The organism is Microbacterium sp., assembly GCF_035687345.1.
GTDB lineage: Bacteria > Actinomycetota > Actinomycetes > Actinomycetales > Microbacteriaceae > Microbacterium.
Map to the genome: position 1 here is coordinate 26,309 of NZ_DASRXZ010000122.1, position 21,509 is coordinate 47,817.

Genomic DNA, 21,509 nt, shown 5'->3' on the forward strand with positions numbered 1-21,509 from the left:
TCGAGAAGCGGCGCTGCCGCACTTCGAACCCTGACCACAGATCCGAGGATCCATCACCATGCCCGCCGACTCCGCCCCGGCCGTTCCCCGGCCTCCCGCTCGCACCGCGTCCGCGCCCGTGCTCTCGGGCGCCGAGGCGGTCGTCCGCTCGCTCGAACTGCTCGGTGTGACCGACGTGTTCGGTCTGCCGGGCGGCGCCATCCTGCCCGTGTACGACCCGCTCATGGACGCGTCGAAGATCCGCCACATCCTCGTGCGGCACGAGCAGGGCGCCGGTCACGCCGCGGAGGGCTACGCCGCGGCATCCGGCAAGACCGGCGTCGCGATCGCGACGTCCGGACCGGGTGCGACCAACCTCGTCACCGCGATCGCCGACGCCTACATGGACTCGGTTCCGATCGTGTGCATCACGGGTCAGGTCTTCTCGAACCTCATGGGGACGGATGCCTTCCAGGAGGCCGACATCGTCGGCATCACGATGCCGATCACGAAGCACTCCTTCCTCGTGAAGCGCGCCGAGGAGATCCCCGGTGCGATCGCCGCGGCGTTCGAGATCGCCGGCACAGGTCGCCCCGGTCCCGTGCTCGTCGACATCACGAAGGACGCGCAGCAGAACGAGGTGCCCTTCGTGTGGCCGCCGAAGATCGACCTGCCCGGCTACCGCCCGGTCACGAAGGCGCACGGAAAGCAGATCCAGGCCGCGGCGCGGCTCCTCGCCGAGGCCAAGAAGCCCGTGCTGTACGTCGGTGGAGGTGTGATCCGCGCCCGAGCGGCCAGCGAGCTCCAGACCTTCGCCGAGTCGACCGGCGCCCCGGTCGTCACGACCCTCATGGCGCGCGGGGCGTTCCCCGACTCGCATCCGCAGCACCTGGGCATGCCCGGCATGCACGGAACCGTTCCCGCGGTGCTCGCGCTGCAGGAGGCCGACCTCATCCTCGCGCTCGGCTCGCGCTTCGACGACCGTGTGACCGGCAAGTCCGCGCTGTTCGCGCCGCACGCGAAGATCGTGCACGTCGACATCGACCCCGCCGAGATCTCGAAGATCCGCACGGCCGACGTGCCGATCGTGGGCGACCTGAAGGACGTCCTCGTCGACCTCGACGCGGCGTTCCAGGGCGTCACGGGCGGAACGAAGCCCGACACGACCGCGTGGTGGTCGTTCCTCGACGGGCTACGCGACGAGTTCCCGCTGGGCTACTCGCCGACGAGCGACGGTCTGCTCTCTCCGCAGTACGTGATCCAGCGCATCGGCGAGCTCACCGGACCCGAGGGCGTCTACGCCGCGGGCGTGGGCCAGCACCAGATGTGGGCGGCGCAGTTCATCAAGTACGAGCGGCCCAACGCATGGCTCAACTCGGGCGGCGCGGGCACGATGGGCTACGCGGTGCCCGCCGCGATGGGTGCGAAGGTCGCCGAGCCCGACCGCCCGGTGTGGGCGATCGACGGCGACGGCTGCTTCCAGATGACCAATCAGGAGCTCGCCACCTGCGCGATCAACAACATCCCGATCAAGGTCGCGATCATCAACAACTCGTCCCTGGGCATGGTGCGCCAGTGGCAGACGCTGTTCTACGACGGCCGCTACTCGAACACCGATCTCGAGACCGGCCACGGCACGGCGCGCATCCCCGACTTCGTGAAGCTCGCGGAGGCGTACGGATGCCTCGCGCTGCGCGTCGAGAAGGAAGAGGACGTCGACGCCGCCATCCGCACCGCGCTCGAGACCAACGATCGCCCGGTCGTCATCGACTTCGTCGTGAGCGCCGACGCGATGGTGTGGCCGATGGTGCCGCAGGGCGTGAGCAACAGCTACATCCAGTACGCGCGCGATCACTCGCCCGCGTTCGAGCAGGAGTCGTGAGATGCCGAGTCATGTGCTGAGCCTTCTCGTCGAGAACAAGCCCGGTCTGCTCACGCGCGTCGCAGGACTGTTCGCGCGTCGCGGATTCAACATCGAGTCGCTCGCCGTGGGCGTCACCGAGGTGCCGGGCCTGTCCCGCATCACGGTCGTCGTCGACGTCGAGGAGCTCCCGCTCGAGCAGGTCACGAAGCAGTTGAACAAGCTCGTGAACGTCATCAAGATCGTCGAGCTCGACCCCGCGGCATCCGTGCAGCGCGAGCACATGCTGATCAAGGTGCGCGCCGACAATCAGACGCGCTCCAACGTGCTCGAGGTCGTGAGCCTGTTCCGCGCCCAGATCGTCGACTACGCGCCGGACGCGCTCGTCGTCGAGGTGACCGGCGACAAGGGCAAGGTCGAGGCGTTCCTGCGGGCGCTCGAGCCCTTCGGCATCAAGGAGCTCGCCCAGTCCGGCCTTCTCGCGATCGGCCGCGGCAGCAAGTCCATCACCGAGCGCGTCGCGCGCGGCTGACCTCAGCGGTCCCTGAGCCCGCGGAAGGCCCGAAGCGACCACGACCCCTCGACAAGCTCGGGGACCGAACCACCACAAGGAGACACAACACATGACCGAGATCTTCTACGACGCCGACGCCGACCTGTCGATCATCCAGAGCAAGAAGGTCGCGATCGTCGGCTACGGCTCGCAGGGCCACGCGCACGCCCTCAACCTGCGCGACTCCGGCGTCGAGGTCGTCGTCGCGCTCAAGGAGGGCTCGAAGTCGATCGAGAAGGCGAAGGAGGCGGGCTTCGAGGTCAAGACCGTGGCGGATGCCGCGGCCTGGGCCGACGTGATCGTGATCCTCGCGCCCGACCAGCACCAGCGCGGCATCTACGCGGAGTCCATCAAGGACAACCTGAGCGAGGGCAAGACGCTCCTGTTCAGCCACGGCTTCAACATCCGCTTCGGCTACATCCAGGCGCCCGAGGGTGTCGACGTCGTGATGGTCGCCCCGAAGGGCCCCGGCCACACGGTTCGCCGCGAGTACGAGGCCGGGCGTGGTGTGCCGGTCATCGTCGCGGTCGAGAAGGACGCGTCGGGCAAGGCGTGGGACACCGCGTGGTCTTACGCGAAGGCCATCGGCGGCCTCCGCGCGGGCGGCATCAAGACGACCTTCACGGAAGAGACCGAGACCGACCTGTTCGGCGAGCAGGCCGTGCTGTGCGGCGGCGTCTCGCAGCTCGTCCAGTACGGGTTCGAGGTGCTCACCGAGGCGGGCTACCAGCCGCAGATCGCGTACTTCGAGGTGCTGCACGAACTCAAGCTCATCGTCGACCTCATGTGGGAGGGCGGCATCGCGAAGCAGCGCTGGAGCGTCTCCGACACCGCCGAGTACGGCGACTACGTCTCCGGCCCGCGTGTGATCGACCCGCACGTCAAGGAGAACATGAAGGCCGTGCTCGCCGACATCCAGTCGGGCGCGTTCGCGAAGCGCTTCATCGAGGACCAGGACAACGGCGGCGCCGAGTTCTACGCCCTCCGCGAGAAGGCCGCCCAGCATCCGATCGAGGGCGTCGGCAAGGAGCTGCGCGCCCTGTTCGCGTGGAAGCAGACGGACGAGGATTACACCGAGGGCTCGGCCGCGCGCTGACCTGACCTCGGCATCGAGACGGCCTGCCGATCCGGCACGGCTTCCCGCCGGTCGTCGTCGCCCCCAACCGGGGCGGCGGCGGCCGGCGTTCCTCGTCCCTTGTGCCGACCGCTCGCCGCGCCGCTGCGGCAGGCCGGGTGCGCGGCACTACGCTGGCACCGTGACAGCGGGACGCGACGACGACGCCCTGACGTGGGAGGGTGACGACGACCCCACGCTCGATGTCGGGGCGACCCCGCCGCCCGACGCCGAGCCTGAGCCCGACGCGACGAAGGTCCTCCCCGAGGGCTTCACCGCCGTGGGCAAAGGCAGCGAGGAGTTCGCCAAGGGCACGGATGCGGATGAGACGGCGGTCCTCGCCGACCGCGAGACTGCGGGCGGGGCATCCGCATCGCTCGGAAACGCCGGCCTCATCGGCCTCGGTGTCCTCGGGGGCATCTACCTTCTTTACGCGATCGGCTGGATCGTCGGCGGACTGCGGCTGCGCGGCACCGCGCAGTTCCTCGTCTCGCCCATCGCGTACGACGTCGCGATGTGGCTCGCCGCGGCGACCCCGATCATCTGGTTCGCCGCGGTCTATCTCCTCACGCGGACGTCGCCCGTGTGGATGCGCTTCGCATGGCTCGCCGCGGGGGCGCTCCTGCTCATTCCGTGGCCGTTCATCATGATGGGGGCGATCGGACGATGACCGACATGACGGATGCCGCGCCCTCGCGACCCATGCCGGTGTGGGTCATCGCGACGATCGCTGGTGTGTTCGGCCTCTTCTACGCGTACGCGGTGTGGAACGCACTCGCGTTCCTGCTCATCCAGGCGACCGGGCCGCTCGGGCTCAACGGGTACGGGTGGGCGCTTCTGCTCTCGGCGGTGATCTTCCCCCTCATCGCCTTCGCGATCGCGTTCTGGCTCGGCTATCGGCGCCGCGCGGGCGAGTTCGCCGCCGCGCTTCTCGCGGGTCTCGGGCTCGTCGCCGTGTTCTGGCTCAACGTGGTGGGGTACGCGACGGTGTACGGAGCGTCGCTCCTCGGTGGGTGAGACGTAGCGGAGCGTCACGGTTCAAGCCCGGCAGGTGCCTCGCGCTAGGCTTGGGGACGGCCTCGCCGCCTGCCGAACGCGGGCCTGAGCGAGGATTTCCACCGCACCGTCGCATCCGCATCGCTCTGGCATGCCCGCTCCGAAGGACCATCTCGTGACGAAGCCCGTCGTCCTCATCGCCGAACAGCTCTCTCCGGCCACGATCGATGCGCTCGGACCCGACTTCGACGTGCGCCACGTCGACGGAACCGACCGTCCGGCGCTGCTGGCGGCTTTGACGGATGCGCACGCGGTGCTCATCCGCTCGGCGACCCGCATCGACGGCGAGGCGCTCGCGGCGGCTCCGCAGCTCAAGGTCGTCGCCCGCGCGGGCGTAGGCCTCGACAACGTCGACATCAAGGCGGCCACGGCCGCCGGCGTCATGGTCGTGAACGCGCCGACGTCGAACATCATCTCGGCCGCCGAGCTCACCATCGGCCACATCCTGAGCCTCGCGCGCCACATCCCGGCGGCGCACGCGTCGCTCGCGGGCGGCGCGTGGAAGCGCAGCGCCTACACCGGCACCGAGCTCTTCGAGAAGACGGTCGGCATCATCGGCCTCGGCCGCATCGGCGGGCTCATCGCCGAGCGCCTGCGCGCGTTCGGCGTGCGCGTGGTCGGCTACGACCCGTACGTGACTCCCGCCCGCGCGTCGCAGCTCCAGGTCGAGCTCCTCTCGTTCGACGAGGTGCTCGCGCAGAGCGACTTCGTGACGGTGCACATGCCGAAGACACCCGAGACGACGGGCATGATCGGTGCTGAGCAGCTCCGCTCTATGAAGCGCACCGCGTACCTCGTGAACGTCGCGCGCGGCGGTCTCATCGACGAGGACGCCCTCTACGACGCGCTCTCCACCGGCGTGATCGCCGGAGCCGGACTCGACGTCTTCACGAGCGAGCCCCCCGTCGAGGGCGGCTCGGCGCACCGCCTGCTCACCCTGCCGAACGTCGTCGTCACGCCGCACCTCGGCGCGTCGACGGACGAGGCGCAGGAGAAGGCGGGCATCTCGGTCGCGCGCTCGGTCAAGCTCGCCCTCGAGGGCGACCTCGTGCCCGACGCCGTCAACGTCGCGGGCGGCGTGATCGACCCGTTCGTGCGCCCCGGCATCGCGCTCGTCGAGAAGCTCGGCCAGTTCTTCACCGGCCTCGCCCACGGAGCGCTCACGAGCCTCGACATCGAGGTGCGCGGCGAACTCGCCGCCTACGACGTGAGCGTGTACCGCCTCGCGGCGCTCAAGGGCATCTTCACGCGCATCGTGTCCGAGAACGTGTCGTACGTGAACGCTCCGCTGTTCGCCGAGCAGCGCGGCATCGAGACCCGGCTCATCGTCGAGGCCGAGAGCCCGCTGTACCGCAACATCACCATCCTGCGCGGCACGCTCGCCGACGGCACGGTCCTCACCGTCGCCGGCACGCTCGCCGGCACCCGCATGGTGCCCAAGGTCGTGGGCATCAACGGCTACGAGATCGAGGTGCCGTTCGCGCAGTACCACCTCGTCATGCGGTACCAGGACCGTCCGGGAATCGTCGCGATCTACGCGAAGGAGCTCGGCGACCAGAACATCAACATCGAAGGGCTCCAGGTCGCGCACCCCGACGCGAGCGGCCGCGCGCTGTCGGTGCTGACCGTCGACTCGCCCGTGCCCGAGGCCGTGCTCAACCAGATGCGCGAGGCCGTGGGCGCCGACCTGTTCCGGCAGATCGAGATCACCGAGGACTGACCCGTAGCCTGGAACCCTGCGCGTTCCCCGCGCACCTCACCCCGAGCAAGGAGAGCAATGTCGCGCGTCGTGAAGCTCGCTGTCATCCCCGGTGACGGGATCGGACCCGAGGTCATCGCCGAGGCCGAGAAGGTGCTCGACGCGGCGACCGCGGACAGCGGCATCCGGTTCGACAAGACCCGGTTCTCGCTGGGAGCCGCGCGCTACCTCGAGACCGGCGACACGCTCACCGACGCCGACCTCGACGCGATCAAGCAGCACGATGCGATCCTGCTCGGAGCGGTCGGGGGAGTGCCGGGCGACCCGCGACTGAAGGACGCGAACATCGAGCGCGGGCTGCTGCTCAAGCTCCGGTTCGAGCTCGACCACTACGTCAACCTGCGCCCGTCGAAGCTCTACGCCGGCGCGCCCGGCCCGCTCGCCGAGCCGGGCGAGATCGACTTCGTCGTCGTGCGCGAGGGCACCGAGGGGCCGTACGTCGGAAACGGCGGCGCCATCCGCAAGGGCACGCCGCACGAGGTCGCCAACGAGACGTCGGTCAACACGGCGTTCGGCGTCGAGCGCGTCGTGCGCTACGCGTTCGACCTCGCCGAGCGCCGGCGCAAGAAGGTCACGCTCGTGCACAAGACCAACGTGCTCGTGCACGCGGGGTCGATGTGGAAGCGCATCGTCGACGACGTGGCGCGGGAGCACCCCGAAGTCGACGTAGACTACCTGCACGTCGACGCGGCGACGATCTTCCTGGTCACGAACCCGGGCCGCTTCGACGTGATCGTCACCGACAACCTCTTCGGCGACATCCTGACCGATCTGGCCGGCGCCGTCACAGGAGGCATCGGCCTCGCCGCTTCGGGCAACATCAACCCCGACGGCGCGTTCCCCTCGATGTTCGAGCCCGTCCACGGTTCGGCGCCCGACATCGCAGGTCAGCAGAAGGCCGATCCCACCGCTGCGATCCTCTCCGTCGCGCTGCTGCTCGATCACCTCGGGCTGCGCGACGAGGCCGCCCGCGTCACCCGCGCGGTCGAGGCCGACATCGCGGCACGCGGCACCGCCGGCCGCACCACCGCCCAGATCGGCGACGCCATCGCCGCCGCCGTCCAGGCGTAACCTGGAAGCTCCGGCACGTCGCCACACAGAACCTCAGGACGTGACATGACCCTCATCGACTCCGACCCCGACACCGGACTCGCCCCGCTCGAGTTCACGGTGCACCGCAACCTCCAGGCGAAGTCCGCCGCCGAGCGCGACAAGATCCTCGAGAACCCCGGCTTCGGCACGAACTTCACCGACCACATGGTCGACATCTGCTGGTCCATCAACGGCGGGTGGCACCGTCCGCGCGTCCAGCCGTACGGGCCGATCGCGCTCGACCCCGCCGCTGCCGTGCTGCACTACGGCCAGGAGATCTTCGAGGGCATCAAGGCGTACCGCCACGCCGACGGGTCGATCCACACCTTCCGGCCCGATCAGAACGGGCGACGGATGCAGCGCTCCGCCCGTCGCCTCGCGCTGCCCGAGCTTCCCGTCCCGTACTTCATCCAGTCGCTGCGCGAGCTCATCGCCGTCGACGGCGACTGGGTGCCCTCAGGCGAGGACCAGAGCCTCTACCTGCGGCCGTTCATGTTCGCGAAGGAGGCGTTCCTCGGCGTGCGCCCCGCGCACAAGGTCGCCTACTACGTGATCGCCTCGCCCGCCGGCGCCTACTTCAAGGGCGGCGTGCAGCCGGTGTCGATCTGGCTCAGCGAGGAGTACGCGCGCGCCGGCAAGGGCGGCACGGGTGCGGCCAAGACCGGCGGCAACTACGCCGCGAGCCTGTTGCCGCAGTCCGAGGCGTACGAGAACGAGTGCGACCAGGTCGTCTTCCTCGACCATGACGGCAATGTCGAGGAGCTCGGCGGCATGAACGTGGTGTTCGTCTTCAAGGACGGCACGCTCGTGACGCCGCAGTCCGACTCGATCCTCGAGGGGATCACTCGCGACTCGATCCTGCAGCTCGCGCGCGACCGCGGGCACAAGGTCGAAGGTCGTGCGATCTCGCTCGCCGAGTGGCGCGAGGGCGTGGCATCCGGTGACATCGTCGAGGTGTTCGCGTGCGGCACGGCCGCCGTCGTCACCCCGATCGGCGTGCTGAAGGGCAAGGACTTCTTCGACGAGCAGCCCGTCGGCGAGCTCGCGCTGTCGCTGCGCGAAGAGCTGACCGACATCCAGTACGGGCGCCGCGAAGACAAGCACGGATGGCTGCTTCGCCTCGACGATTGACCGTCCGCGGCCGTGCGGCGTCGGAGCGGGTGGATAGGGTGATCCGGTGAGAATCGCGCGCTTCAGCCACCAGGACTCCATCCGGTTCGGGATCGTCGACGACACGGATCTCGTCGTCCTGTCGGGCGACCCGATGTTCGCGGGCTACGACACGACCGGCGAGCGCGTGCCGATCTCCGACGCCGTGCTGCTCGCCCCGGTCATCCCGCGGTCGAAGATCGTGTGCGTGGGCCGCAACTACCGCGACCACGCCGCCGAGCTCGGCAACGACGTGCCCGATGCACCGCTCCTGTTCTTCAAGCCCAATACGTCGGTGATCGGGCCTGGCGACACGATCGTGCTCCCGCCGCAGTCGTCGCGCGTCGACTTCGAGGGCGAGCTCGCGGCGGTCATCGGCCGCATCGCGAAGAACGTGCCGGCCGACAAGGCGCTCGAGTACGTGTTCGGCTACACGATCGCGAACGATGTCACCGCGCGCGACCTTCAGAAGACCGACGGGCAGTGGGCGCGCGCGAAGGGCTTCGACACGTTCTGCCCGCTCGGCCCCGCGATCGAGACGGACTTCGACGTCGCCGGCGACGCCGTCATCACGACACGCGTCAACGGCGAGGTGCGCCAGCAGGGCCCGATCAGCGACATGATCTTCTCGCTCGCCGACGTCATCGCCTACGCATCGGCTGCGTTCACGCTCCTGCCCGGCGATGTCATCCTGACGGGCACCCCCGCCGGGGTCGGTCCGTTCGCGGCAGGCGACACCGTCGAAGTCGAGATCACCGGTCTCGGCACGCTGCGCAACTCGGCGCGCGCCGCCTGACGGCGCCGTCACGGCGACATCATGAAGACGGATACCGCGACTCTCACGGTCTCGGACGTCGGGCGCATCCAGCGCCGCACCGTGTGGGTGCTCTCGATCGGGCAGATCCTCGGCGGTCTCGCGTTCGGCGCGACGGTGTCGCTCGGTGCGGTTCTCGCCGCCGAGCTGTCGGGCGACGAGGCGTTCTCGGGGCTCGCCGCGGCCGCGATAACGCTCGGAACGGCCGCGCTCGCGGTGCCGTTCGCGGCCTTCGCACGCGCGCGCGGACGCCGCCCGTCGCTCGCGCTCGGCATGACGATCGCGCTCGTCGGCGTCGTGCTCGTCGTGCTGAGCGTTGCGCTGGACTCGTTCCCGCTGCTGTTGATCTCGTTCGGGCTGGTCGGGGCGGGGCAAGCCGTCAACCTCCAGACGCGCTTCGCGGCCGCCGATCTCGCAACCGACGCGACCCGCGGGCGCGACCTCTCGCTCGTCGTGTGGGCGACGACGATCGGCGCCGTGCTCGGGCCGAACCTCACCGGACCCGGCGAAGACCTCGGGCAGGCCCTCGGCATGCCGCCGCTCACAGGGCCGTACCTGTTCACGGTGATCGCGCAGGTGCTCGGGATCGCGCTGTACCTGGTCGCGCTGCGGCCCGATCCGCTCATCCTCGCGCAGCACCTCGTGGCGCGCGACGCCGGCAAGGCCACACGTGCGATCGCCAAACCCGACCGGCCCGTCGTCGCGCGGTACGCGATCTTCGCGATCGCCGCCGCGCACGGCACGATGGTCTCGGTCATGGCGATGACTCCCGTGCACCTGCTGCACCACGGTGCGTCGCTCACCGTCATCGGCACGACGATCAGCCTGCACATCGCCGGCATGTTCGCGCTGTCGCCCGTCTTCGGCATCCTCGCCGACCGGATCGGACGCGTGCCGACGATCCTCATCGGTCAGGCGCTGCTCATCGCGTCACTCCTCACAGCGTCATTCGGCGAAGCGTCCACGGTCGCGGTGACGGTCGCGCTCGTGCTGCTCGGGCTCGGCTGGAGCGCGTCGACCGTCGCCGGCTCTGCCCTGCTGACCGAGGCCTCCGCCGAAGACCTGCGCACGCGGCGTCAAGGCCGCAGCGACCTCATCATGAGCCTTGTCGGCGCCGTCGGCGCGATCGCCTCGGGCGTCGTGCTGTCGTGGATCGGCTACGCGGGGCTCGCGCTCGTCGCGGGCGTGCTCGTCGTCGCGACGATCGCACTCTCGCCGCTCGGCCGTCGTCCGGAGTCAGCGACCGAGCGCGGCGAGGGCGATCTCGACGTCGACATCGTCGTTGAACACGTGGAACGCGACACGAGCGCGCCCGGCTCGTCCTGACGCGGTGATGCCTGCGGCCGTGAGGCGCGCGAGGTCGCATCCGTCGGGGTCGTCCCATGTGACGATCGCGCTGGGGATCTGCGGGATCTCGAGCCCGAGTCCGCGCCGGAAGATCGCCGCGAGACCCGTGGTGTAGTCGTGCACCGCTTCGAGGTCGGCGGTCGCGAAGAGCTCGAGCGCCGGCTCCGCGCCGACGAACGCCTGCCACGCGGGCGACACATCGAACCGCGTCGCGTCGTCGGCGAGGTCGACCTCGTGCCCGTAGCACGAGGTCCACGGGTCGCCGCCCGCGTACCAGCCGGCGAACAGCGCGGGCAGCTCGCGCTCGAACTCCTCCGAGAGCGCGAGGAAAGCGACGCCCCGCGGTGCGCACAGCCACTTGTACGCGTGGCACACGAGGGCGTCGAATCCGGATGCGTCGACCGGCAGCCACCCGACGGCCTGCGTCGCATCGCAGAATGTGCGGGCGCCGTGGCGTGCCGCGGCCGCGCGGATCGCGCGCTCGTCGGCGACTTCGCCGGTTGCGGACTGCACGAGCGAGAACACCACCATTGCGGTTTCGGAGGTGACGGAGTCGGCGAGCTCGCCGAGCGGAACCGCGCGCAGGCGGAGTCCCTGCGGCGCGTGCACGAACGGGAGGAGCAGCGAGGCGAAGTCGTTCTCGACGCAGAGCACTTCGCCACCGGCGGGAACGGATGCCGCGACCAGCGCTGCGGACACGGAGGTCTGCGATCCGATCGCGACCCGGGAAGGCGCGACGCCGACGAGGGCGGCGAAGTGCGCGCGCGAGCGCTCGGCGGCGGCGGAGTAGCCCGCGACGTCGACGCGACCGCGGGCTGCGGCATCCGCATCGGCGACCATCGCGGCATGCGCCGCGCGAGTCGGAAGCCCCGCCGTGCACGCGGCGAGGTAACCGCGACCACCCGCGAACCGCTCCTGGACGTCGGCGACGTTCAGGCCGCGCCGCGGCGCGTCGTCGCGCGCGGGACGGGGGAGGAGAAGTGCCTGGACCATGCGAACGAGTGTGGCCCCGCTCATTTCATTCGTCTACAGCAAGTATTCGATGCAACACATGACATGGACTTATGATCTGATCATGACCGACACCACTATCGATCCGTTCGACGCCGACGGGCTCGGTCTCGACGTGCAGTCGCTCCGCCTGGTGAAGGCCGTCGCCGACGAGGGGTCGATCACGGGCGCGGCGGCGGTGCTGGGGTACAGCCAGCCGGCGATCAGCCAGCACCTCAAGCGCCTCGAGGCCCGTTTGGGGGTTCCGCTCGTCGAACGGGTCGGCCGGAGCGTGCGCCTCACCGAGGCCGGGCGGGTGCTCGCGCGGCACGCCCCGGCGGTGACGACCGCCCTCGACGCGGCGGCGGGCGAGCTCGCCCAGCTGCGCGGCGGGCGCACGGGGCGTGTGCGGCTCGTCTCCTTCCCGTCCGCGTCACCGACCGTCGTGCCGCGGCTGCTGCGCGAGCTCGCCGAGACGAACCCCGGCATCCAGGTCACGTACGTCGAGGCCGAGCCGCCCGAGGCGGTCGAGGCCGTGCGCGAGGACCGCGCCGACCTCGCGCTCACGTTCAGCTACCCGGGCGATCGCGACGACCCGCACGGCGCGAGTGCGCGCGGGCTCTCGGTGCGCACGGCGGGCCACGACGACATGCTCGCGGTGCTGCCGCTGGAGCATCCGGCGGCTCAACATGACGACTTCGACGTCGCGACCCTCGCGTCGGAGAACTGGATCGCCGGATGCCCGCGCTGCCGCGGCCACCTCATGGAGCTGTGCGGGCGGGCGGGGTTCGAGCCGCGCATCACGTTCGAGACCGACAACTTCGTGGCGGTCGAGGGCCTCGTCGCTCAGGGGATCGGCGTCGCGACGCTGCCTCGCCTCGCGGTGGAGGCGTTCCCCAAGCTCGGCGGCGTCGTGACGCGGCCGCTGCCGGAGGGCGAGCGGCGCACGCTGCATCTCGTGACGGCGCACGGCGCGGAGCGCGTGCCGTCGATCCGGGCCGTGCTCGACACGATGATGCACGTGCTCCCGACGGTGCTCACCGGCAAGGGCGACGAAGGTTAGTCGACTAAAATCGATCGAATGGCCTCCACCCCCGATCCCCGCACCACCACCGCGACCGGCGCCGACGTCCGGGTGCGCTTCTGCCCGTCGCCGACGGGGCTGCCGCACGTGGGTCTCATCCGCACGGTCCTCTACAACTGGGCGTATGCGCGCCACAACGGCGGCAAGCTGATCTTCCGCATCGAAGACACGGATGCCGCGCGCGACAGCGAGGAGAGCTACCTCCAGCTGCTCGAGGCGCTCAAGTGGCTGCAGATCGACTGGGACGAGGGTGTCGAGGTCGGCGGCCCGCACGCGCCGTACCGGCAGTCCCAGCGGCACGAGATCTACCGCGAAGTGCTCGACAAGCTCATCGAGACCGGCGCCGTGTACGAGAGCTACTCGACGCCCGCGGAGATCGACGCCCGCAACGAGGCCAACGGCCGCGCGAAGCAGCTCGGCTACGACAACTACGACCGCTATCTCACCGAGGAGCAGAAGGCCGCGTTCCGCGCCGAGGGTCGCGAGCCCGCATGGCGCCTCCGGGTCCCCGACGAGGACCTCACGTACGTCGACCTCATCCGCGGCGAGGTGACCTTCCCGGCGGGCTCGTTCCCCGACTTCGTGCTCGTGCGAGCCGGGGGAGTGCCGCTGTACCCGTTCGTGAACCCGGTCGACGACGCGCTCATGGGCATCACGCACGTCATCCGCGGTGAAGACCTCATGCCGTCGACGGCCCGGCAGCTCGCGCTCTACCGCGCGCTCATCGACGCCGGCATCACGACGTTCGTACCGCGCTTCGGGCACATGCCGCTCGTGCTCGGCGAGACGGGCAACAAGAAGCTCTCGAAGCGCGACCCGAAGGCCGACCTGTTCCTCCAGCGCGAGAAGGGCTTCATCCACGAGGGCCTGCTGAACTACCTCGCGCTCCTCGGGTGGTCGATCGCGCCCGATCGCGATGTCTTCACGCTCGACGAGTTCATCGCGGCATTCGACATCGCCGACGTGAACCCCAACCCGGCCCGCTTCGACCAGAAGAAGGCCGAGGCGATCAACGGCGACCACATCCGGATGCTGCAGCCCGCCGACTTCGCGGAGCGGATCGTCCCCTACCTGGCGTCCGAGGGCCTCGTCGCCGAGCCGCCGACGCCCGAGCAGAAGGCGCTCATCGAGGCATCCGCCCCGCTCGTGCAGGAGCGCGTGCAACTGCTCGGCGAGGTGCCCGGTCTCCTCGGGTTCCTGTTCACGGACTCGATCACGTACGCCCAGGATGCGCTGAAGTCTCTGCCCGAGAACGCCGCCGAGGTCGTCGTCGCGTCCGTCTCGGCGCTCGAGCTCATCCCGGAGTCGGAGTTCACCGCGGCCGCGGTGCAGGAGGCGCTCGCGGGCGCGCTCGTCGAGGGGCTCGGTCTCAAGCCCCGCGTCGCGTACGGTCCGCTGCGGGTCGCGCTCACCGGCCGCCGCGTCTCGCCTCCGCTGTTCGAGTCCATCGAGCTGCTCGGCAAGGGCGAGACGCTGCGTCGTCTCGCGGCGTTCGTCGACAGCCGCGGCTGACGACGCGCGCGGGATCCGCTCGGTTTGGAGGAGGGGTGTCGGTCGTCTAGACTTGATCCTCGGCACGACCCCGGTCGAAACCGGTGGGGTATGGTGTAATTGGCAACACGGCTGATTCTGGTTCAGTTGTTCTTGGTTCGAGTCCAGGTACCCCAGCAAGACAGAAACCCTCGATTGATCGGGGGTTTTCTTGTTTCGGCGGTCATGCCGGCGCGCCCGTTCGAGCGGCTTCGGCGCGGTTCCGCCGCTGTGTCACGGCTCGCTCGCGGACGGAGATAATGGGGGGATGACCGCATCGTCGCTGTCGCCCGAGCGCATGGATGAGCTCGCTGCTCTGCAGCGGCGTGCGTACGGCCCGGACGCCGACATCGAGCAGGATCAGGACGCGGTCGCCCGCCTGCGGGAGCTTGAAGACCTGGCGCGTCGCGGCGCGATCGCAGACGAGGTCGCTCCGGTCGCGGGGGAGCCTCCCGCGAGTGTCGAGGCTCCGGCCGAGGAGACTGCGGCAACGGACGAGGCTGCGCCTGCCGAGGTCATCGACGTGGGCGATGTTCCGCCCGCGCCGGCCGATCCCCAGCCCGCACCGGCCGATCCCCAGTCCACACCGGCAGGCGAGGCATCCGTGTCGTCTGACGACACTCAAGGCGAGGCGGATGCCGCATCCGCAGCCGCGACCGATGGCGAACCGACTGCACCGGCCGCCTCGACTGCTCCGAAGGGCTTCTTCGGGCGCGTCGCCACCTGGTGGCGACGCATCCCGCGGTGGACGATCGCCGTCGTCGCCGTCATCGCGGGCGCGGTCGTGAGCGTGGGACTCGGCGCGGCCGCCGCGGCGCAGCCGGCCGCGCGGCTCGGGATCGACTCCTCGCGCGCGGGGTCGGACATCGTGTTCCTGCCGGACGGCGCGCTCGTGTACTACGAGCTCGAGCAGGAGGACATCCGCCTGCACGAGATGTTCGGCGACCTCCAGGTGGTCTCGGGCATCAACGACTCCGACCAGGAGTGCCTGTTCGCGGCGGTGGGCGACCGCTGGCTCAACGGCGGTTGCGCGCCCGCTGAATTCGGCGCGGTCTTCGACATCACGGATGACTACGGGTTGCAGGAGCTCACCGATCCCGACCTCCCTCAGAGAAGCACGATCCGGCTCATCCTGAAGGGCGAGGTGGTCGAGGTGTGGGTGCACATCGGCGAGGGCCCGAGGATCATCGAGGGCTGAAGCGCTACGCCGTCGCTTCGGCGAGGGCCTCAGCGCCGAGCGCGGCGTACTCGGGGTTGTCGTCGCTGTGATCGAGGAGAATCGCGGCGACCGCCACCGCCCATCCCCGAGCACGCGTCCACGTGGCCTCGTCGTGCCGGTCGGCGAGCATCGCCATGAAGCGTTCCCGACCCGCCGCGTCGAACGCGAGCCACGCGATCGCGAGGTCGTACGCGGGGTCACCCGCGGTCACATCGCCGAAGTCGATGATCGCGGCGAGCCGGCCGTCGTCGGCGACGAGGTTGCCCGGGTGCAGATCGCCGTGGATCCAGACCGGAGGGCCGGAATGGGCGGACGCCGCGACCGCCGCGCGCCATATCTCCTCCGCCGCGCGCAGACGCTCCTCGGGTGCCGCCCGTCGGGCGCGCACCGCTGCGAGGCGCGCTTCGACGGCGTCGTCGCGATCGGCGAGCGGCACGCCGCGGAACGGATTCACCGGATGCGCCGACGGCGCCTCCACGTGCATGAGACGCAGCGCACGGGCAAGGTCGGGTGCCCACGCCGCGCGCTCCGCGCGCGGGACCGACAGCGCACTCGTGCCGGCGAACCACGGGACCACCGACCATCGCCACGGGAACCCGCCCGACGGCAGGCCTCGAACCAGGGGGGCGGGCACGCCGACGCCGCTCGGCGCGACCAGCCCTGCGAGCGTCGGCAGGACCTCGTGCTCATGGACGAGCAGGTTCGCGGCAACCGTGCGTCGCGGCATCCGCACCGCGAGGTCGTCGCCGAGTCGCCACATCTCGCAGTCCCACCCGGTCTCGGCGAGCGAGAGCGGACGGCTCGCCGCATGCGGGACGACATCGGCCGCCTGCTCGGCGAGCAGGGTGCGGATCAGGTGCTCATCGATCGCGACCTCGGCCGCAGGCTTGTCGGGCATCCCGCCGACGATACCGGTTCGGTCAGACGTCCGCGCTGTCGCGCGGGTCGAGCTCGAGGAACTCGCCGCCGTTCTGCTCCGTGGCCCACTTGAGGCGCTGGCGGTGCATGCCGCGGCCGATGACCGACAGGGTCATGTCGTGCGTGCCGAACGCGCGGCGCGGCTTGACCGCGAGCACGAAGTCCATCGCCTCGCCGATCTTGAGCCACGGCGCGCCGAGGGGCGCGGCGAGCAGCTTCACGTCGACGCCTTCGGGCACCGCGTACGAGTCGCCCGGGTAGTAGAACGTGTCGTTGACGAGCACGCCCACGTTGTCGACGACGGGGATCGACTCGTGGATGACGTTGTGACGACCGCCGAAGAACCGCAGCGTGAAGGGGTCGACGGTCACCGTCTCGCCGGGGCTGACGACGGTGATGTCATACCCACCGGCGGCGTCGGCGACTCCTTGCGGCCCGAAGATGGGCGTGTCGGGGAACTTCGTGAGGAGCCGTTCGAGGTGGTCGGGCGTCCAGTGGTCGGGGTGCTCGTGAGTGAGCATGATGGCGACGACGTTCTCCAGTTCGTCGAGAGGGTTGGTGAACGATCCCGGATCGATCACGAGGGTCTTGCCGGAGTCCTGCACGGTCAGCGCCGCGTGCTCATACTTCGTCACTCGCATGTGTTCGAGTCAACCGGCCGCGAGGCGGCGTCGGCAAGCCGGACGCCCCATCCCGGCCTCGATTTGGTCGCCCTCATCCCGCATGGCATACTTGAACGGCTGACAAGCGGCCCCATCGTATAGCGGCCTAGTACGCCGCCCTCTCACGGCGGTAACGCGGGTTCGAATCCCGCTGGGGTCACCACCGAAGACAGAAGCCCGGTCCACTGGACAGGGCTTCTGTCGTTTCCCCTTCACCCCTTCAAGCCGCTGGTGCTCACCCCCTGGATGATCTGCCGCTGCCCGATGAAGAACACGATGATCATCGGGATCGTGGCGATGACGCTCGCGGTGACGATGATCTCCCAGTGCCATTCGCCGCCGAAGCCGAAGGCGTCGACGAGCGACTTGAGACCGCGGGGGATCGTGAAGGTCGACGAGTCGCGCAGGTAGATGAGCGCGCGCATCAGGTCCGTCCAGACGGCCTGCACCTCGAACACGAGGGTGACCGCGAGAGCGGGCTTGCACAGCGGCAGCGCGATGCGCCAGAAGAGCGTCCACTGGGACGCTCCGTCGACACGTGCCGCCTCGAACAGGTCGCGGGGCAGTCCGAGCATGAACTGCCTCAGCAGGAAGACGTAGAACGCGCTCGCGAAGAGGTTCCCCGCCCACAAGGGCACGAGGGTCCCGACGAATCCGAGGGCGTTCCAGATGAGGAACGTCGGGATCATCGTGACCGCGCCAGGGAGCATCATCGACGCGAGCACGAGCCCGAACAGCACGCCGCGTCCGCGGAAGCGGAAGTATGAGAAGCCCCACGCGACCATCGCGCTCGAGATGGTGACGGTGACGGCCGCGAGCACCGTCACCAGCAGCGTGTTGACACAGCCAGAGCCCGAGCGGCGCCTCCTGCCACACCGTGATGTAGTTCTCGAACGTGAACGTCTTCGGGATGAGCCGGTTGTCGAAGACCTCGCCGCGCGGCTTGAACGACGCGCTCACGAGCCAGATGAACGGATAGGCGAACACCACTCCGAGCACGACGAGCGCGGCGATCACGAGTCCGCGCAGGATGGGCCTGCGGCGCCGGTACGCCGCGCCGGCATCCGATCGCCGTCGCAGCTCGCGCGCATTCGGCACCTTGATCGAGTCGAGCGTCGTCAACGGTCCACTCGGCAGCGGATCGGTCTCGTACTCGCGGTCGGGTGCGCCGTGGGGGAGGACTCTGCTCACTTCGGCGCCTCGCCCTCGTAGTAGACGAGCCGCCGCGACACGATGAGCTGCACCGCGGTGACGACCATGATGATCGCGAACAGGATCCACGCCATCGCCGAGGCATAGCCCATGTGGAGGAACTCGAACGCCTGCTGGAACAGGTAGATGACGTAGAACAGCGCCGCGTCGTTGCTGTAGGTCGTATTGCCCGATCCGAAGAAGGCGGTGTACGCCTCATCGAAGGTCTGCAGCCCCGCGATCGTGTTCACGACGATGATGAAGAACAGCGCCGGGCTGATCATGGGGAGCGTCACGCTGAACGACTGCCTCCAGAACCCCGCCCCGTCCAGCTTCGACGACTCGTACAGCTCGGTCGGCACGTCCTGGAGGGCGGCCAACAGGATGATGACGGATGCCCCGACCGTCCACAGGCTCATGAGGATGAGACCCGGCTTGACCCACGCCGGGTCGGTCGTCCACGCGGGTCCGGCGATGCCGAACCACCCGAGCACGGTGTTGATGAGCCCGTTCTGCCCGTTGAACAGCAGCAGGAAGAGGATGCCCACCGCGACAGGAGGGGTCATCTTGGGGAGGAAGAAGAACGTGCGGAAGAACCCCGCGCTGCGGCCCGCTCGATCCAGCAGCAGAGCCAGCAGCAGCGACACGATGACGTAAGCGGGCACCTGCAGCGCCGAGAACAGCAGCGTGTTGCCGATCGCCAGCGCGATCTTCGGGTCCTCGAACAGCTGCGCGTAGTTCTCGAACCCGATGAACCGCGGGTCGTTGATCACGTCGTAGTCGGTGAGCGACAGGTACGCGCTGTACAGGATCGGCCACGCGGTGAACACGGCGAACCCGATCAGCCACGGCGAGAGGAACAGGAAAGCGGATGCCGCGTTCCTCCGCCGCGCGCGGCGGCGCGACCGCTGCCGCTCCGGCGTCATCGCCGGCGCGGCAACGGCGGTCGAGGCGTTCACCTCGGGTCAGTCCCTCGACTCGAGGTCGGCCCACGCCTCGTCGAGCGCGGACTGAGCCGTCTCCTGCGCGCTCGCGAGCGCCTCCGCGGGCTCCGCCTGGCCGTTGAGCACGGCGTTCACGGCGTCTTGGAGCGCCTGCTCGAACTCGGCATCGGCCGGGTTGGCCGGCATCGAGAACGTGGCGTCGTTCGCCTCGTACATCTTCGCGACCGCGGTGTCCCACGGCTCGCCGCCCGAGGTCACCATGCCCGAGATCATCTCGTCGGCCTGCGCGTTGCCCGTCAGGATCCCCGTGAACGGCTTGCCCTCGCCTTCGCGGACCTCGATGCGCGCCTCGGCCGCTGCCTGCCACGCGTCGATCGACGTCATGACGCGCGCCCAGCGGCACGCGGCCTCCGGGTTCTCGCTGCCCGCCGGGATCGCCCATGCCGAGCCGGATGCATACGCGAGCGTCTCACCGTTGCGGTCGCGGACCGTGTCGAACGCCATGGGGGCATCCGGCGACACGTCGTTGAGCACGTTGACGTACCACTGCTCCATCGGCATGGCGCCGAGCACGCCGGTCGCGAACTGGTTGCCCTCGCCGAAGAAGTCGGCGGAGTCGCGATAGGCCTTGACGGCGCTGAAGCCGCCCTGGTCGTCGTAGATCGAGACGGCCCACTCGAGCGCCTCGACGACCTCCGGCGCGTCGAGTTGCGCGGTCCTGCCGTCCTCCGAGATGAGGTCGACGCCGTTCGCCTTCGCCCACAGCGGCAGGAATTCGGGGAGCTTGCTGTCGACGCCGATGACGTTCAACCGGCCGCCGTCAGACTTGGTGAGGGCCTGGTTGGCGGCGCTCATCGCCTCCCAGTCGGAGCCGTTGACATCCTCGATAGTGACGCCGGCCGCCGAGAGCAGGTCGGCGTTCGCCATCGTGAGCTGCACGGTGTTGAACTCGGGAATGCCGTAGACCTCGTCGTCGAGCGTGACCTGGTCGATCGCCGCCTGCACGAACTGACCGGTGTCGATGCGCTCGCCCTCGATGCAGTCTTCGAGGGGGAGCACCGCGCCACGCGCGGCGAGCGAGCCGATCTGGTCTCGGTCTGCGTAGACGATGTCCGGCGGCGAGCCGGTCGCCACCGCCGAGAGGAACTGCTGCAGATCGAGGTCGCCCTCGATGAGATCGACGGTCACCTCGCCCAGAGCATCCTCGGCGAGCTCCATGCGCGACGTCGCGACCTCGTCGACCCCCGAGAAGCCCATGACGCTCAGCGTGCCGCTGAGCTCGGCATCCGACGAGAAGTCGATGTCGGCGGTCTCGGACTGGCCGGTTCCGACGGCGCATCCGGTGACCGCGATCGCGGCGGCGCTCACGAGGATCAGCCCGCTGAACGCCTTCGAGTTTCCGCTTCTCACGTTCCCACCTCCGACCGCCCGTAGAAGTGAGCGGAGCGGCCACCGTAAGAATCGGGTCGGTCAGCACAAAGGGGCTTGACCAGGCGACGTCGATGTGCCTCGCGGACCCGCTGATCACGCCGGGGGAGCGGGGTACTGCTGCTCCGCGAGGAGCTTCGCGAGATGCGCGGTGTTCCGGGCGAGCGTCGCGGTCGCGTCGGCGACTTCCTGCGGGGTCTCGTCGAGGTCCTTGAAGTCGACGGTGTGCATCGCCTCGCCGTTCCAGTACGTCCCCGCCTGGGCCGCGACGCTGTATCCGACGTCGACGAGCGCTTGATACAGGTCTGCGGTGATCTTGTGCGCACCGTCCTCGTTGCCGACGACCGCCGTCGCGGCGACCTTGCCGGTGAGGATCGGCCGGCCGTCGGCATCCGTCTCGGACAGCTCGGCATCCAGCCGCTCCAGCACGCGCTGAGCGATGCTCGACATGTGCCCCATCCACGTCGGGGTGCCGACGATGAGGATGTCGGCGGCGAGGACGCGCTCGCGGAGCTTCGGCCATTCGTCGCCGTCGCCCATGTCGGCCTCGACACCGGGACGCACGTCGTGGTCGACCACGCGCACGTGTTCGCCCTCGACGCCGTGCTTCGCCAGCTCGGTGAGCACGAGGTCGAGGATCACGCCGGTGCTCGACTCGGACGGCGAGGGCTTGAGCGTGCAGTTGAGTGCGAGGGCGGTCACCACGATGAGGCTCCTTCGATCGGCGGACACGGGTTCTCGCGACGTCACGCTACGGCGGGTCGTCGCTGCGATTCGAGGGGGTTGACACGCGCGCGGCGGGGCGGCGACGGTGGTGGC

The 21,509-nt window shown here is 69.5% G+C and carries 20 protein-coding genes and 2 tRNA genes; 15 read left to right on the forward strand and 7 right to left on the reverse strand.

Annotation, left to right across the window (positions count from 1 at the left end; all coding sequences use genetic code 11):
* The first annotated feature begins 58 nt into the window (after positions 1 to 58).
* The 10 genes from VFF97_RS13550 (at position 59) to VFF97_RS13595 (ending at position 10,703) form a co-directional block, all read left to right on the forward strand.
* Complete coding sequence (locus tag VFF97_RS13550) at positions 59 to 1,861, forward strand: acetolactate synthase large subunit (RefSeq protein ID WP_325034024.1); 1,803 nt, start codon at positions 59 to 61, stop codon at positions 1,859 to 1,861.
* Position 1,862: 1 nt separating this feature from the next.
* The gene (gene ilvN / locus VFF97_RS13555; protein ID WP_325034025.1) at positions 1,863 to 2,372 is read left to right on the forward strand and encodes an acetolactate synthase small subunit; all 510 of its coding nucleotides are present in this window, start codon (positions 1,863 to 1,865) and stop codon (positions 2,370 to 2,372) included.
* Between the two features lie 91 nt (positions 2,373 to 2,463).
* Positions 2,464 to 3,489, forward strand: a complete 1,026-nt coding sequence (gene ilvC / locus VFF97_RS13560; RefSeq protein WP_325034026.1) for a ketol-acid reductoisomerase — start codon at positions 2,464 to 2,466, stop codon at positions 3,487 to 3,489.
* 160 nt (positions 3,490 to 3,649) lie between these two features.
* On the forward strand, positions 3,650 to 4,177 hold the full coding sequence (locus VFF97_RS13565) for a DNA polymerase III subunit gamma/tau (protein WP_325034027.1): 528 nt from the start codon (positions 3,650 to 3,652) through the stop codon (positions 4,175 to 4,177).
* On the forward strand, positions 4,174 to 4,524 hold the full coding sequence (locus VFF97_RS13570) for a bacitracin resistance protein (protein ID WP_325034028.1): 351 nt from the start codon (positions 4,174 to 4,176) through the stop codon (positions 4,522 to 4,524). The genes VFF97_RS13565 and VFF97_RS13570 overlap by 4 nt, the downstream gene beginning before the upstream one ends.
* Positions 4,525 to 4,678: 154 nt before the next feature.
* Positions 4,679 to 6,283 carry a phosphoglycerate dehydrogenase gene (serA, locus tag VFF97_RS13575; RefSeq protein ID WP_325034029.1) on the forward strand — a complete coding sequence of 535 codons (1,605 nt, stop codon included), beginning with the start codon at positions 4,679 to 4,681 and terminating at the stop codon, positions 6,281 to 6,283.
* Between the two features lie 57 nt (positions 6,284 to 6,340).
* The gene (locus VFF97_RS13580) at positions 6,341 to 7,393 is read left to right on the forward strand and encodes a 3-isopropylmalate dehydrogenase (protein ID WP_325034030.1); all 1,053 of its coding nucleotides are present in this window, start codon (positions 6,341 to 6,343) and stop codon (positions 7,391 to 7,393) included.
* A 45-nt stretch (positions 7,394 to 7,438) separates the two neighbouring features.
* Entirely contained in the window at positions 7,439 to 8,545 is a 1,107-nt protein-coding gene (locus tag VFF97_RS13585; RefSeq protein WP_325034031.1) for a branched-chain amino acid aminotransferase, read from the forward strand.
* Between the two features lie 46 nt (positions 8,546 to 8,591).
* Positions 8,592 to 9,359, forward strand: a complete 768-nt coding sequence (locus tag VFF97_RS13590) for a fumarylacetoacetate hydrolase family protein (protein WP_325034032.1) — start codon at positions 8,592 to 8,594, stop codon at positions 9,357 to 9,359.
* Positions 9,360 to 9,380: 21 nt separating this feature from the next.
* Positions 9,381 to 10,703, forward strand: coding sequence for an MFS transporter (locus VFF97_RS13595; RefSeq protein ID WP_325034033.1), 1,323 nt, complete (start codon positions 9,381 to 9,383; stop codon positions 10,701 to 10,703).
* Here the strand turns inward: VFF97_RS13595 and VFF97_RS13600 are convergent.
* Positions 10,614 to 11,717, reverse strand: coding sequence for an aminotransferase class V-fold PLP-dependent enzyme (locus tag VFF97_RS13600; RefSeq protein ID WP_325034034.1), 1,104 nt, complete (start codon positions 11,715 to 11,717; stop codon positions 10,614 to 10,616). The genes VFF97_RS13595 and VFF97_RS13600 overlap by 90 nt on opposite strands.
* 82 nt (positions 11,718 to 11,799) lie before the next feature.
* Between VFF97_RS13600 and VFF97_RS13605 the strand changes: the two genes are divergently transcribed.
* The 4 genes from VFF97_RS13605 (at position 11,800) to VFF97_RS13620 (ending at position 15,526) form a co-directional block, all read left to right on the forward strand.
* Positions 11,800 to 12,777 carry a LysR family transcriptional regulator gene (locus VFF97_RS13605; protein ID WP_325034035.1) on the forward strand — a complete coding sequence of 326 codons (978 nt, stop codon included), beginning with the start codon at positions 11,800 to 11,802 and terminating at the stop codon, positions 12,775 to 12,777.
* An 18-nt stretch (positions 12,778 to 12,795) separates the two neighbouring features.
* Positions 12,796 to 14,310 carry a glutamate--tRNA ligase gene (gene gltX, locus VFF97_RS13610; protein WP_325034036.1) on the forward strand — a complete coding sequence of 505 codons (1,515 nt, stop codon included), beginning with the start codon at positions 12,796 to 12,798 and terminating at the stop codon, positions 14,308 to 14,310.
* Positions 14,311 to 14,394: 84 nt separating this feature from the next.
* Positions 14,395 to 14,466: transfer RNA gene (locus tag VFF97_RS13615), tRNA-Gln, on the forward strand.
* Between the two features lie 130 nt (positions 14,467 to 14,596).
* Positions 14,597 to 15,526, forward strand: a complete 930-nt coding sequence (locus tag VFF97_RS13620) for a hypothetical protein (RefSeq protein WP_325034037.1) — start codon at positions 14,597 to 14,599, stop codon at positions 15,524 to 15,526.
* A 4-nt stretch (positions 15,527 to 15,530) separates the two neighbouring features.
* Here VFF97_RS13620 and VFF97_RS13625 read toward each other — a convergent pair whose 3' ends face one another.
* Together VFF97_RS13625 and VFF97_RS13630 are read right to left on the reverse strand one after the other, a co-directional pair.
* Positions 15,531 to 16,445, reverse strand: a complete 915-nt coding sequence (locus tag VFF97_RS13625; protein WP_325034038.1) for an aminoglycoside phosphotransferase family protein — start codon at positions 16,443 to 16,445, stop codon at positions 15,531 to 15,533.
* Positions 16,446 to 16,467: 22 nt separating this feature from the next.
* Positions 16,468 to 17,106 carry an MBL fold metallo-hydrolase gene (locus VFF97_RS13630; RefSeq protein WP_325034039.1) on the reverse strand — a complete coding sequence of 213 codons (639 nt, stop codon included), beginning with the start codon at positions 17,104 to 17,106 and terminating at the stop codon, positions 16,468 to 16,470.
* A gap of 108 nt (positions 17,107 to 17,214) precedes the next feature.
* Here VFF97_RS13630 and VFF97_RS13635 point away from each other — a divergent pair.
* A tRNA-Glu gene (locus VFF97_RS13635) sits at positions 17,215 to 17,290 on the forward strand.
* 49 nt (positions 17,291 to 17,339) lie between these two features.
* Here the strand turns inward: VFF97_RS13635 and VFF97_RS13640 are convergent.
* The 4 genes from VFF97_RS13640 to VFF97_RS13655 form a co-directional block, all read right to left on the reverse strand.
* Complete coding sequence (locus tag VFF97_RS13640; RefSeq protein WP_325034040.1) at positions 17,340 to 17,954, reverse strand: carbohydrate ABC transporter permease; 615 nt, start codon at positions 17,952 to 17,954, stop codon at positions 17,340 to 17,342.
* A gap of 360 nt (positions 17,955 to 18,314) precedes the next feature.
* Entirely contained in the window at positions 18,315 to 19,244 is a 930-nt protein-coding gene (locus VFF97_RS13645; protein ID WP_325034074.1) for a sugar ABC transporter permease, read from the reverse strand.
* Between the two features lie 39 nt (positions 19,245 to 19,283).
* Entirely contained in the window at positions 19,284 to 20,672 is a 1,389-nt protein-coding gene (locus tag VFF97_RS13650) for an ABC transporter substrate-binding protein (RefSeq protein WP_325034041.1), read from the reverse strand.
* A gap of 114 nt (positions 20,673 to 20,786) precedes the next feature.
* Positions 20,787 to 21,395, reverse strand: coding sequence for a flavodoxin family protein (locus VFF97_RS13655; protein ID WP_325034042.1), 609 nt, complete (start codon positions 21,393 to 21,395; stop codon positions 20,787 to 20,789).
* Between the last annotated feature and the right edge of the window lie 114 nt (positions 21,396 to 21,509).